This window comes from Mesorhizobium sp. B2-4-13, from assembly GCF_006658535.1.
GTDB lineage: Bacteria > Pseudomonadota > Alphaproteobacteria > Rhizobiales > Rhizobiaceae > Mesorhizobium > Mesorhizobium australicum.
Window position 1 is genome coordinate 1 of record NZ_VFVB01000009.1, and the last position, 12,996, is coordinate 12,996.

Annotated in this window: 12 protein-coding genes; all 12 read right to left on the minus strand. The window is 65.5% G+C overall.

What is annotated here, in order from left to right:
• Nucleotides 1-964, minus strand: a 964-nt coding sequence (locus FJ936_RS22730) for a branched-chain amino acid ABC transporter permease (protein WP_141907084.1), incomplete at its 3' end; no start/stop codon positions are given.
• A gap of 22 nt (nt 965-986) precedes the next feature.
• Nucleotides 987-1,874, minus strand: coding sequence for a branched-chain amino acid ABC transporter permease (locus tag FJ936_RS22735; RefSeq protein ID WP_140719386.1), 888 nt, complete (start codon nt 1,872-1,874; stop codon nt 987-989).
• Between the two features lie 7 nt (nt 1,875-1,881).
• Entirely contained in the window at nt 1,882-2,592 is a 711-nt protein-coding gene (locus tag FJ936_RS22740; protein ID WP_015314622.1) for an ABC transporter ATP-binding protein, read from the minus strand.
• Nucleotides 2,585-3,361: an ABC transporter ATP-binding protein gene (locus tag FJ936_RS22745; protein WP_141907085.1), complete on the minus strand. Its 777-nt coding sequence runs from the start codon at nt 3,359-3,361 to the stop codon at nt 2,585-2,587. The genes FJ936_RS22740 and FJ936_RS22745 overlap by 8 nt, the downstream gene beginning before the upstream one ends.
• Before the next feature lie 14 nt (nt 3,362-3,375).
• On the minus strand, nt 3,376-4,584 hold the full coding sequence (locus FJ936_RS22750) for an ABC transporter substrate-binding protein (protein ID WP_141907009.1): 1,209 nt from the start codon (nt 4,582-4,584) through the stop codon (nt 3,376-3,378).
• A gap of 197 nt (nt 4,585-4,781) precedes the next feature.
• A complete protein-coding gene (locus FJ936_RS22755; RefSeq protein ID WP_141907010.1) occupies nt 4,782-6,545 on the minus strand; it encodes an ABC transporter ATP-binding protein in 1,764 nt (587 codons plus the stop codon).
• Nucleotides 6,546-6,753: 208 nt separating this feature from the next.
• The gene (locus FJ936_RS22760) at nt 6,754-7,698 is read right to left on the minus strand and encodes an acetamidase/formamidase family protein (protein WP_140792316.1); all 945 of its coding nucleotides are present in this window, start codon (nt 7,696-7,698) and stop codon (nt 6,754-6,756) included.
• Nucleotides 7,688-9,331 carry an ABC transporter substrate-binding protein gene (locus FJ936_RS22765; RefSeq protein WP_140824644.1) on the minus strand — a complete coding sequence of 548 codons (1,644 nt, stop codon included), beginning with the start codon at nt 9,329-9,331 and terminating at the stop codon, nt 7,688-7,690. Before FJ936_RS22765 ends, FJ936_RS22760 begins: the two co-directional genes overlap by 11 nt.
• A gap of 33 nt (nt 9,332-9,364) precedes the next feature.
• Nucleotides 9,365-10,285, minus strand: a complete 921-nt coding sequence (locus FJ936_RS22770; RefSeq protein ID WP_141907011.1) for an ABC transporter permease — start codon at nt 10,283-10,285, stop codon at nt 9,365-9,367.
• Nucleotides 10,282-11,187, minus strand: coding sequence for an ABC transporter permease (locus FJ936_RS22775; protein WP_141907012.1), 906 nt, complete (start codon nt 11,185-11,187; stop codon nt 10,282-10,284). The genes FJ936_RS22770 and FJ936_RS22775 overlap by 4 nt, the downstream gene beginning before the upstream one ends.
• Nucleotides 11,165-11,812, minus strand: a complete 648-nt coding sequence (locus tag FJ936_RS22780) for an ANTAR domain-containing protein (protein ID WP_141907013.1) — start codon at nt 11,810-11,812, stop codon at nt 11,165-11,167. Before FJ936_RS22780 ends, FJ936_RS22775 begins: the two co-directional genes overlap by 23 nt.
• On the minus strand, nt 11,809-12,903 hold the full coding sequence (locus FJ936_RS22785; RefSeq protein ID WP_015314631.1) for a transporter substrate-binding protein: 1,095 nt from the start codon (nt 12,901-12,903) through the stop codon (nt 11,809-11,811). The genes FJ936_RS22780 and FJ936_RS22785 overlap by 4 nt, the downstream gene beginning before the upstream one ends.
• Between the last annotated feature and the right edge of the window lie 93 nt (nt 12,904-12,996).

A 12,996-nucleotide genomic window follows, 5' to 3' on the forward strand; every position in this document is an offset into this window, starting at 1 on the left:
TCCCCACCCGCCCCAGCACCCGCGCATAAACCTCTCCCACGATCCCGCGCCGGAACACCAGCACGCAGATCATGAAGATCAGGCCGGTGGCGATGGTCACGGGGAAACCTGAGGTGGCGAGCGTGTTTTCCAGGCCGACGACGAGGCTGGCGCCGATGATGGGGCCGACCATGGTGCCGATGCCGCCGAGCAGGGTCATCAGGATGACCTCGCCCGACATCTGCCAGGTGACGTCGGTGAGGGTGGCGAACTGGAAGACGATCGCCTTCAGCGAACCGGCGAGCCCGGCCAGCGCCGCCGACATGACGAAGGCGGCGAGCTTATAGCCGGCTACGGAATAGCCGAGCGAAATGGCGCGGTTCTCGTTTTCGCGGATCGAGCGCAGGATCATGCCGAAGGGCGAGTTGACGATGCGCCAGATGGCGAAGATGCCGAGCAGGACCACGACAAGCACGAAATAATAGATGTCCATCGGAGCGTTGAGGTCGAGGACACCGAACAGGACGCCGCGCGGCACGCCCTGGATGCCGTCCTCGCCTTGCGTGAACGGCGCCTGCACGCAGAAGAAGAAGAACATTTGCGACAGCGCCAGCGTGATCATGGCGAAATAGATGCCTTGCCGGCGAATGGCGAAGAAGCCCATGACGAGGCCGAGCAGTGCGGCGCCCGCCATGCCGAGCAGGATGCCGGCTTCCGGCGGCCAGCCCCACGCCTTGACGGCGTGCGCGGTGAAATAGGCGGCGCCGCCGAAGAAGGTGGCGTGGCCGAAGGACAAGAGGCCGGTGTAGCCGAGCAGGAGGTTGAAGGCGCAGGCGAACAGCGCGAAGCAGAGCATCTTCATCAGGAAGATCGGGTAGACGAAGAACGGCGCCGCCAATAGCCCTGCTATGCCGAGCCCGACCAGCACCCATTCGAGCCTTGGCGAGGGTCTGGCCGATGCCTCGCGCAGCGAAAGCCCGGCCATGTCGGATGTCTCCTCCGCCATCTCAGGCGTCCTTTCCGAACAGGCCGGCCGGCCGGACCAAAAGCACGATCGCCATGATGACGAAGACCACCAGGTTGGAGGCCTCGGGGTAAAAAACCTTGGTCAGGCCCTCGGCGAGGCCAAGCATGTAGCCGGTGACGATGGCGCCGAGGATCGAGCCCATACCGCCGACCACCACGACGGCGAAGACGACGATGATGAGATCCGATCCCATCAGCGGGCTGACCTGGTAGATCGGCGCGGCCAGGATGCCGGCGAGCCCGGCAAGGGCCGAGCCGAGGCCGTAGGTGAGGGTCAAAAGCAACGGCACGTTGACGCCGAATGCCTGGACGAGGCGAGGATTCTCGGTCGCGGCGCGCAGATAGGAACCGAGCCTGGTCTTCTCGATCAGCGCCCAGGTGCCGAAGCAGACGAGCAGCGAGGCGACCACGACCCAGCCGCGATAAATGGGCAGGAACATGAAGCCGAGATTGGTGCCGCCGGCCAGCAGCGGCGGCACGGCATAGGGGTTTCCCGACACGCCGTAATAGTAGCGGAAGATGCCTTCGAGCACGAGCGCGAGGCCGAAAGTGAAGAGCAGGCCGTAGAGCGGATCGGTGTCGTAGAGCCGCGACAGCGCCAGGCGCTCGACCACGACGCCGAAGATGCCGACAATCAGCGGCGCCAGGACCAGCGCCGGCCAATAGCCGATGCCGAGATGGGTGAGCAGGAGATAGCCAATGAAGGCGCCCAGCATATACTGGGCGCCATGGGCGAAGTTGATGACGCGCAGCAGGCCGAAAATCACGGCCAGGCCAAGGCTCAGCATGGCGTAGAAGGAGCCGTTGATCAGCCCGACCAGCAATTGGCCGAGCAATGCCTGGACGGGGATGCCGAAGATCATCGTCATGACGCCATCATACACCCAGAATTTCGTGGAGCAGCGTCATGCGGTCCGCCAGTTCGCCGGTGGGAAACCCGGCCACGACCTTGCCGTGCTCCATCAGGTAGAAACGGTCGGCGACACGGCTGGCGAAGCGGAAATTCTGCTCGACCAGCAGGATGGTCATGCCGCGCTGCTTCAGCGTCGCCAGCAGCTCGCCGATGCGCTGGACGATGACAGGGGCGAGGCCCTCTGTCGGTTCGTCCAAGAGCAGCATCTTCACCCCGGTCCGCAGCATGCGCGCGATCGCCAGCATCTGCTGTTCGCCGCCCGACAGCCGCGTGCCGGGGCTGTTGCGCCGCTCCTTCAGATTGGGGAACAGATCGAAGATTTCCTCGACGCTCATGCCGCCCGGGGCGACGACCGGCGGCAGCACCAGGTTCTCGTCGACGGTGAGCGTCGAGAAGATGCCGCGTTCCTCCGGCACGAAGCCGATGCCCTGGTGCGCGGTGCGGTGCAGCGGCAGCCGCATCAGGTCGGCGCCGTCGAAGACGACCTTGCCGGTGCGTCGGCGGATCAGGCCCATGATGGCGCGCAGCGTCGTCGTCTTGCCGACGCCGTTGCGGCCGAGCAATGTGACCGTCTCGCCGGCAAACACTTCGAGGTCGACGCCGTGCAGCGCATGGCCCTCGCCATACCAGGCATTGAGGCCGCGGACCGCGAGCAGGGGCGAAGCGCTAGTCATCGGCGGTGCCCATATAGGCCACCTTGACGCGCTCGTCGCGGCTGACCGTGGCGTAGTCGCCGGCCGCGAGCACCTCGCCGCGCTGCATGACGGTTATCCAGTCGCAGAGATCGGCCACCACGGTGAGATTGTGCTCGACCATCAGAACCGCGCGGTCGCCCGCCACCGAGCGGATGAGGGCGGAAACCGTGGCCACGTCCTCATGGCCCATGCCGGCCATCGGCTCGTCGAGCAGCAGCACTTTGGGATCCAACGCCAGCGTCGTGGCGATCTCCAGCACGCGTTTCCTGCCATAGGAAAGATCGCCGGCCAGCCTGTTCGTGGCATCGTCGAGGCCGACGGACCGCAGCAGTTCCATGGCACGCGGCGTCAGCCGGTCGAGCGCCGCCAGCGAGCGCCAGAACTGGATGCCGAGCCCAGCCGGCCGCTGCAGCGCGATGCGTACATTGTCGAGCACGCTGAGATGCGGAAAGATCGCCGAGATCTGGAACGAGCGCACCAGCCCCATCCGCGCTACTTTGGCTGGCGAGGTGCGGGTGATGTCGTGGCCGAGCAGGTCGATCCTGCCGCTGGTCGGCGCCAGGAATTTGGTCAGCAGGTTGAAAACGGTCGTCTTGCCGGCGCCGTTGGGGCCGATCAGCGCATGGATGTTGCCATGGCGGACATCGAGATCGACATTCCTGACGGCGACGAAGCCGGCAAAGTCACGCCGCAGGCCCCGGGCGGAAAGCACCACCCGCGGCTCTTCCGCGTTCAGATCAGGCGGCACCGTGGCCGCGCCGGTCACTGGGCGGCCGTCGCGCAGCCGCTGTCCTTCTCGCTCAGGAACGCCTCCTTGCCGGGGATGGTGGCGAGGTATTTGTAATAGTCCCAATCCTTGCTGCTCTCGCTGGGCGCCTTGACCTGATAGAGATACATGTCGTGGACCATGTTGCCATCGGCCTGGACCTTGCCGCCGGTGATGACGGCGTCGTCCACCGGCAGCGAATGGAGTTGCTTGGCGACCGCTTCGGTCTCGTCCGTGCCGGCCTTGTCGATCGCCTTCAAATACTGCGTCACCGCCGAATAGGTCGCGGCCTGGATCATGTTCGGCATGCGGTTGGTACGCTTGAAGAAGCGCTGCCCGAATTCGCGGCTCTTGTCGTCGCGGTCCCAATAATAGCCCTCGGTCAGCACGACGCCCTGCGCCGCCTGCAGCCCGAGCCCATGCACCTCGGCCAGCGTGAACAGGAGCGCCGCCAGGCGCTGGCCGCCCTGGACGATGCCGAATTCGGCCGCCTGTTTGATGGAATTGGAGGTGTCGAGGCCGGCATTGGCCAGCCCGATGACCTTGGCGCCCGAAGATTGCGCCTGCAGCAGGAAGGACGAATAGTCGGTCGCGCCGAGGGGATAACGCACCTCGCCCAGCACCTTGCCGCCATGGCTCTCGACAAACTTGGCGGTCTGCTCCTTCAGCGAATAGCCGAACGCATAGTCGACGGTGACGAAGAACCAGCTGTCGCCGCCCTGCTGGACGAGGGAGCCGCCGGTGCCCACCGCCTGCGAGTGGGTGTCGTAGGCCCAGTGGAAGCCGTAGGGCGAGCACTGCTTGCCGGTGAGGTCGGTGGTCGCCGCACCGGTGACGATGTCGATCTTCTTCTTTTCCTTGGAAATCCCCTGCACGGCGAGCGCGACCGAAGAGGTCGTCAGCTCCATGGTGGCATCGACCTGCTCGGTGTCATACCACTGGCGGGCGATGTTGGAGGCGATGTCGGGCTTGTTCTGGTGGTCGGCGCTGATGATCTCGACCGGCGCTCCCTGCACCTTGCCGCCGAAATCCTCGACCGCCATCTTGGCCGCCTCGACCGACCACTTGCCGCCGAAATCGGCATAGACGCCGGATTGATCGTTGAGGATGCCGATCTTGACCTTGCCATCGGAAATCTCGGCGGCCGAGGCGGGGATAGTGGTGGCCGCGAGAAGCGCGGCGGAAACGACATGGCGTAGCTTCATGAGTTTACTTCCTCCCAATGTGGATGAATCCGCCCCCTACGATCGTCATCCGCAAGCACTATGCAACATTAGGAAAATGAGGCGGAAGGGCAAGGGGCGGCCCCGGATTTCATGACGGCGAGGCCGGCCCATGGCGTGTGACACGACTATGTGAAGCTCGAACTGCGCACGCCGAGCTTGTTTGGGCCCGGACGGCTTCAGCCCTCGGCGGCGACGAGATGACCGTTGCCGACGTCGCTGAGCGCCAGTTTCAGCGGCGCCTCGCCGATCCGGCGGGTGGCGCTGGGGATTTCCTGGTCGAGGCGGGCGAAACGGCTTCGGCGCCGCGCCGGATCCGGCACCGGCACGGCTTCGATCAGGCGCCTGGTGTAGGGGTGGCGGGGGTTGGAAAAAACCTGGTCGCGTGTGCCCATCTCGACGATCTGGCCGAGATACATGACGGCGACACGGTCGGAGATATTCTCGACCACGGCCATGTCGTGCGAGATGAAGAGATAGGCGACGCCGAATTCGCGCTGCAATTCCTTCAGGAGGTCGAGTACGCGCGCCTGCACCGAGACGTCGAGCGCCGAGACGCTTTCGTCGGCGATGATCAGCTTCGGCCTCAGCGCCAGCGCACGCGCGATGCAGACGCGCTGGCGCTGGCCGCCGGAGAATTCGTGCGGATAGAGCTCCATCTGGTCCGATGACAGGCCGACGCGGTCGAACAGCGCGGCGACGCGCTCGCGGCGCTCTTCCTTCGAGGCGATGCCGTGGATCAGCAGCGGCTCGGCGACGAGGTCGCCGACGCGCATGCGCGGGTCAAGCGAGGCGTAGGGGTCCTGGAAAATCATCTGCACGTCGCGGCGCACCGCCTTGCGCTCGTCGCGGCCGAGGCCGGACAAATTGCGACCGCCGACGACGATGTCGCCGCTATAAGGCACCAGCCCGGCCAGCGCCTTGGCGGTGGTCGACTTGCCGCAGCCGGATTCACCGACCAGCGCCAGCGTTTCGTTGGGCGCGATCGAAAAGCTGACGCCTTCGACGGCGTGAACGCGGCGGGTGACACGGCCGAAGACGCCGCCGCGCAAGTCGAAGCGGACGTGGAGATCGGTGACCTCGGTGACCTTCGCCGGCGTTGCGGCTTCGGCTTCCCTAGATTTCTGACGGCCGGCGCCGCTGCCTATGCGCGGCACGGCGGCCAGCAGCTCGCGCGTGTATTCGGCTTGCGGGCGGGCGAAAATGTCCGACGTCTTGCCTTCCTCGACCATGCGTCCATGCCGCATGATGATGACGCGATCGGCCATTTCGGCGACAACGCCCATGTCGTGGGTGATCAGGATGACGCTGGTGCCGTGCTTTTGCTGCAGGTCGCGCAGCAGCTCCAGCACCTCGCCCTGCACGGTGACGTCGAGCGCGGTGGTCGGCTCGTCGGCGATCAGCACGTCGGGTTCCAGCGCCAGCGCCATGGCGATCATCACCCGCTGGCGCATGCCGCCGGAGAGCTCGTGCGGAAATTGCCGTAGCCGGCTTTCGGCCTCCGAAATGCGCACCGCCTTCAACGCCTCGATGGCGCGCTGGCGGGCCTCGTCCCGCGACAGGCTGGTGTGCGCCTCGATGGATTCGGTCAATTGCCGGCCGATCGACAGCACCGGGTTGAGCGAGGTCATCGGTTCCTGGAAGATCATGGCGATGCGGTCGCCGCGGATATGGCGCATGCGGCGTTCGTCGAGGGCGGTCAGCTCGGTGGCGCCAAGTTGGATCGTGCCGGCGGAGATGCGCGCGGCGGGCTGCGGCAGGAGCTGCATGATGGCCAGCGCGGTCATGGATTTGCCGGAGCCGGATTCGCCGGCGATGCAGAGCGTCTCGCCGCGCTTGAGTGTCAGGGACAGGTTGGAGACAACCTCGCGGGAGCCCTCCCCGCCGCGCACGGAGACGCAGAGGTTGGCGATGGTGAGGATGGTTTCGGGAGTTGAGGTCATTGGGAAGGCAGCCCGGAAAGGGATTTACTCCGGCACACCCCCCTCTGCCCTGCCGGGCATCTCCCCTGCAAGGGGGGAGATTGGCAGTTCCCACGCCCCGCCTCTCTTCCAGCGGTGACGATTGGCGAAAGCCCAAGCGCGATCCGATCTCCCCCCTTGCGGGGGAGATGGCCGGCAGGCCAGAGGGGGGTGCCTAGACGCTGACCTGTCATTCAAACACGCAACGCGGGAAGTAGAACGACACCACCCAGTTGGGCATGTCGACGATCTCGCTGATGCGGAGGTCGCCGCAGACCGAGGCCAGCATGTAGGCTTCGACGGGGTCGATCTGGTAGCGGCCGGCGAGCAGGTCGACCATCTGTGCCACGGCCTCTTTTGCGCCACTCATCAAATCCGGCCCGATCCCCGTCGTCACCTCATAGCCCTTGGCGTCGAGATGCCGTGTCACCGGACCCGGCGTGGTGAAGCGCGGCGTTTTCAGCCGCGCATCTTTCACCAGATCGAGTTTCAGCACGACGTTCATCGGGCTTTCGATCGCCGTGCCGCAAACCTCGCCGTCGCCTTGCGCGGCATGCGTGTCGCCGACTGAGAACAGCGCGCCCGCCACCTCCACCGGCAGATAGAGCGTGGTGCCGGCGGCAAGGTCGCGGATGTCGAGATTGCCGCCGACGCGGCGCGGCGGCACCACCGAGTGGTGACCCATTTCGGCCGGCGCGTTGCCGATGGTGCCGGCGAATGGTTTTAGCGGCACGCGGGCGTTTTTGCCGAACAATGCCGGCTCCAGCGAGGCGGCATCGTATTTCCAGATGTTGAGCGCCGGCTCCTGGAAATCGTCGGCGAGCAGGCCGAAACCGGGAATGTTCGCCGTCCAGCCGAAGCCGGACGGTTTGAACATCTCGATCGTCACCTTCAGCGCGTCACCCGGCTCGGCGCCCTCGACGAAGATCGGCCCGGTGACCGGGTTGATCTGGCCAAAGTCGAGCTTGGCGATGTCGGCGACGGTGCTACCGGGCTGCAACTGGCCGCCCGAGGAATCCAGGCACTGGAACTCGATGGTCGAGCCGGGCGCCAGCCGCTGCGCCGGGACAAACGAGTTGTCCCAGCCGAAATGGTGATGGCGCCCGTGGATGGTGTAGTCGCAGTTATTGCACATCTTTTACGTACACATTGTCATAGTTGATCGGGATATGGACCGGGTCGACATAGAGGTTGTCGGCGCCGCCCATGCGCGCGGATTTCATGGTGAAGCGCTGTTCGTTGAAGACCGGCGCCCAAGGGGCGTCCTCCATCACCTTGTCGTAGATGGCGCTCCACATCTTGTCGCGCTCGGGGGCCTTGGCCGGGTCGACCACCGAATCGGCCTCGGCCGCCTTGGCGTCGAGATCCTTGTTGCAATACCACGACCAGTTCCAGCCGCCCGGCACCGCACCGGCACAGCCGAGGATAGGGCCGTAGAAGTTGGACGGATCGGGGAAGTCGGCGATCCAGGCCATGCCACCCGACCAGATCATCGGCGCGCCGGCCTTGTCGCCGCCGGCGGCAATGACGTTGGCCTGGGCCAGCGACTGGATGCTGGCCTTGATGCCGATCGCCGCCAGGTCCTGCTGGATCGCCTGGGCGATGCGCGGATTGGGGTCGGTGTTCATGGCGAACAATTGCGTGTCGAAACCATCGGGATGACCGGCCTCGGCCAGCAGCGCCTTGGCCTTGGCGACGTCATAGGGATAGCCCTTGTACGCCTTGTCGTAGCCGGGCATCGACGGCGGCAGCGGCTGGTTGGCCGGCACGGCGCGGCCGTTGATGATCTGGATGATGCGCGCCTTGTTGAGCGCCATGTTGACGGCCTGGCGCACCTTCACATTATCGAACGGCGCCATGGTGGTGTTCATGGTGACATAGCCGGTGTGCAGCTGGCCGCCTTCGACGACACGCGCCTTCTGCTCGGGATCGGCCATCACCTCCTGGAATTTGGCCGGCGGAATGCCGTCGCCGGGCACGTCGATCTCGCCCTTCTGCAGGCGCAGCAGCGCCACGATCGGCTCCTGGCCGATCTCGAAGGTGATCTTGTCGAGATGCGGCAGGCCCTTGTGCCAATAGTCCGCGTTGCGTTCGAAGACGATGCGCTGGCCAAGGGTCCATTCCGCCAGCTTGAAGGCGCCGGTCCCGACCGGATGCTTGCCGAAATCGGCGCCGTATTTCTCGACCTCTTCCTTCGGTACGACATGGGAAAAGTTGATGGCCATGACATGCAGGAAGGTGGCGTCCGGGCGGGTCAGCTCGAACTTGACCGTGTAGGGGTCGACGACGGTGACGCCGGAAAGCGTCTCGGCCTTGCCGGCGGCGACATCGTCATAGCCCTTGATCGAGCCGAAGAAGCCGGCGCCGGGGCTCTGCGTCTTCGGATTGGTGACGCGGTCGAGCGAATATTTCACGTCTTCGGCGGTCATCTCGCGGCCATTGTGGAACTTCACGCCATGGCGCAGCTTGAAGGTGAAGGTCTTGCCGTCGGGCGAAATCTCGTAGCTTTCGGCGAGGTCGGGCTTGAGGTTGGTGGTGCCGGGCTCGTAGTCCATCAAGCCGTCGAACAGGCTCTTGATCATCGACCAGTTCTGCCAGTCATAGCCGATGGCCGGGTCGAGGGTCGCGACGTCGTCCTTGTAGGTGATGGTGATGGCGCCGCCCTGCTTGGCGTTCGGGTCGACGGTGTCCTCGGCGCGGGCGCTTGTCATGCCGAGCATCAGCGCCAGCGCCGATGCCGCGACGGTCGATGCGAGAAACTTCTTCATTGTCCTGTTCCCTTTCTCTGTTTGTTTTCTGGTTCATCTGAGCTTGATGCGGGGATCTATGAAGGGCGCGATGATGTCGGCCAGGAGATTGCCGAGCACGATGGCGAAGGCCGAGACCAGCGTGACGCCCATGATGATGGGGATGTCGACGCGCTGAATGGCTTGCCAGGCGAGCTGGCCGATGCCGGGCCAGCCAAACACGCTTTCGACCACGACGATGCCGCCCATGAAGATGCCGATGTCGATGCCGATCATGGCGACGACCGGCAGGATGGCGTTGGGCAGCGCATGGCGGAAAATGATGGCGCCCCGAGCCAGGCCCTTGGCACGCGCGGTGCGGACATAATCCTGGCGCAGCACGTCGATCATCGACGAGCGCATCATGCGCGCGTACCAGCCGGCGCCGAGGATGCCCATGGTGAGCGACGGCAGCACGAGATGGCGCCATGTGCCATAGCCGCCGATCGGGAACCAGTTCAGCCTGACCGCGAAGACATAGAGCAGCAGCAGGCCGACGACGAATTGCGGCGCCGAGACGCCGATGAAGGAGGCGACCATCAGGGTCTGGTCGGTGGCGGTGCCGCGCTTGACGGCGGCGATCAGGCCCATCGAGAGGCCGATCAGCAGCTCGCACAGGATGGCGCCGACCATCAGCAGCAGGCTCGCCGGCAGCCGCGAGACGATGAGTTCGGTCACCTCCGAGCGCTGGATGTAGGAGCGGCCGAGATCGCCGCTGACGAGCCTCGTCAGATAATGCCAGTACTGGACGACGAAGGGCTGGTCGAGGCCGAGCTGCTGGCGGATGTTCTCGACCGTCTGCGGCGTGGCGCTGCGGCCGGCGATCTGGCGCACCGGGTCGGCGGGCAGGAGATAGAGCAGCGCGAAGGTGATCAGCGAGACGCCGAGCAGGATGAGCAGCGACTGGATCAGCCGGCGGCCGAGATAGGCGATCATGCCCGGCCCCTTTGCGTCGGATCGAGAATGTCGCGCAGCGCGTCGCCGATCAGGTTGAAGGCCAGCGCCAGGGCCAGGATCGCGGCGCCGGGGAAGAACACCAGCCAGGGTGCCGCCTGGAAATAGGTCTGGTTCTCGAAGATGATATTGCCCCATGACGCCGTCGGCGGCTGCACGCCGATGCCGAGGAAGGAGAGCGTGGCCTCGAGCAGCACCGTGGTCGAGATGCCGAGCGTGCCCCAGACGATGATGGTCGGCAGGAGATGCGGCAGGATGTGGCGAAACAGGATGCGCGGCGCGCCGGCCCCGATGGTGCCTTCGGCATCGATGAACTCGCGTTCGGCGAGTGACGAGGTCTCGGTGTAGACGACGCGGGCGGTCTGCACCCAGTTGACCAGCGCGATGACCATGGCGACGATCCACAGGCTCGGCTGGAACACCGCCGCCAGGCAGATGGCGAGCAGCAGCGCCGGAAACGCCATCATCAAATCGGTGAAGCGCATCAGCGCGCCGCCGATCCAGCCGCGGAAATAGCCGGCGGTGACGCCGACCAGCGTGCCGATCAAAAGCGCGACGCCGTTGGCGACGATGCCGATGATCAGCGAGGTGCGCGCGCCGTAGAGGATGCGGGTCAACAGGTCACGCCCGAGCAGGTCGGTGCCCAGCCAGAATTTCGCGCTCGGCGGCAGAGGCGAGCCCTCGATGGTGAGACCGTCGAACATCTGTTCGTTGGGATCGTAGCCGGTCAGCCATGGCGCCAGGATCGCACCGGCGACGACAATGGCGACAGTGACCAGGCCGAGCAGCGCCAGGCGGCGCTTGACCAGCCGGCGCCAGACACCGGCGCGCGGCTTGGCCGGCATGCGCCCTGCCATGAGATCAGGCGCGATGGGGCTGGTCATCGCCGCTCTCATCTCCGATGTGGTCTTCCCCGGTCCTGGCTTCCCCGGTCTTGGCTTCCTCCATCATCGCCACGATCCGGCGCGCGGCGTCCTCGACGCTGATCTGCCAGCTCATCGCCAGCGAGCGCAGCTGCGCATAGGCGCGGTCGTCGTCGCCGCCCTTCGACAAAGCCGAGACAGCCCGCACGATGGTCTGGCGTTCGGCGACCCGCTGGTGCAGCGCGGCAATTTCGCCGGCTAAATGTTTTCTCGCCTCGAAACTCTGGCGCGCGATCAGCAGCGCGCTGTAGACCCCGGCATTGCCGACCGGCTTCAGGAGCTGGGCGTCGGCCTTGTGCGACAGCGCCCATTCGATGCGGCCCGGCGCCTCGGAGCCGATCAGCGCCACCAGCGGCATCGGCGCCTCGCCCGGCTTCCAGGGGAATTGCTCGTCGAAGCCGAGATCGGCGTCGAAGAAGACGAAGTCGGCGGCCAGCGCCTCTGGCGCCAGTTCCGGCCAGCAATCCACGGTGACAAGGCCGATGGCCGACAACTGCCTGGTGATCGCTTGCACCGTCGGGTGCGGGCGATGCAGGACAAAGGCCCTGGCGCCGCCGAGATTGGGGATGCGCGGGGTTCTGGTCACGACACCACCCGCAAGCGCGGCCGGCCGAATGTCTTTGCGGGGTCGTAGCGCGACAGGTACGGGTCCGGCGCGACCTCGTGCTGCCGGCTGACGACTTCGAAGTAGCCGTCCGCGATCCGGCCTATGATGACAGGCAGCGTGGCGTGCTGGGAATGGGCGTCGATGGCGATCGGGCCAAGCCGCGTGGAGAAGCGCCGCTCGGCGAAGGCCTTGGAAAATTCCGCCGGGCCGGCATCTGGATCGCGCGACAGCACGTCGGCCATTACCTGCACCGAGGCATAGGCGGAGGCTTCGAAGGACGAGGCGAAGGCGGCCGGCCGCGGCGCGAAATACGGTCCGACCGACAGGTGACCCTTGCCTGTTTCGCCGATCGCCGGCAGTTCGCCTTCGGTCAGGTTGCAGGAGATCACCGGGCAAGATTCAGGACTGAAAGCCGCATCCTCGCCCGCCAGATCGCGATAGGCCGCAAGGAAGGCATAGGACGAGGTGCCGATCAGGTTGTTGAGGATGAAGTTCGGTCGCGTCGCGCGTATCTCGGCGATCAGCCGCGACACGTCGGTCTCGCCGATGCGCAGATAGCGCTCGCCCAGCACCTTGCCGCCGGCGTCGGCGATGAGGTCGCGCGCAACACGGTTCATCTCCCAGCCCCAGATGTAGTTCGACCCGAGCAGGAAACCGTTGGCGCCGAAGCGCGGCACGACATGGGCCATAAGCGGCACCAGATGCTGGTTGGGACAAGCGTGCATGTAGACGACATGCTCGTTGGCCTCGAAGCCCTCATAGGGGCAGGCGTACCAGAGCATGCCGCCCGCCTTCTCCAGCACAGGGATGGTCTCCTTGCGGCTCCAGGAGGTGACGCAGCCGACGACATGGCGTGCACTGCTGGTCCTGAAGATGTCTTCGCACAGCGTCGCGTAACGGTCGGCATTGCTTTGCGGGTCGCGCTCGACCGGCACCAGTTCGATGCCTGAGCTCCTGTCGGCGTTGATGTCGGCGATGGCGCGCATGGCGCCCATCCGGCACGCGTCGGAGACGAGCTGATAGCTTCCCGAGCGGGAATAGAGGATGCCGATCTCGATGCGCCGTTTCAAACCGATCCTCAAAATGACAATGCCCCGCAGCCAGCGCCGCAAGGGCGAGGCATACGAGGCACATTTGCCGCCCGGCGATCAGAGCCGGTATTT